Genomic DNA, 252 nt, shown 5'->3' with positions numbered 1-252 from the left:
CCACACCGATTCCAATTCTTCTCTTGCGAAGGCCGTCATCGCTTGCCCCTCCTGAGCGAACTCAATGGCGGCATTGTGCGATTGCCTTTACGCGAACTCTATAACGCCCATGGCTTACCGCTTACGGTGCGACAGTACGCCACCAAGCGCACCGCCCGCGCCTGGCTGTACCGCGAGCAACTGCGCGAGATTCTCGAGCGCAAGCAAATCCATGTCGTCTCCGAGATGTTGCGGCAATGGTGTACCAACGTC

The 252-nt window shown here is 58.3% G+C and carries 1 pseudogene; it reads left to right on the top strand.

From position 1 onward, the window contains the following. Positions 1 to 42 precede the first annotated feature (42 nt). Positions 43 to 252, top strand: a pseudogene (locus GWC77_RS30200) (hypothetical protein); the annotation flags it as partial.

This window comes from Paraburkholderia sp. NMBU_R16 (assembly GCF_013282575.1).
Classification (GTDB): domain Bacteria; phylum Pseudomonadota; class Gammaproteobacteria; order Burkholderiales; family Burkholderiaceae; genus Trinickia.
This window is presented reverse-complemented; position numbering and strand designations above follow the sequence as displayed.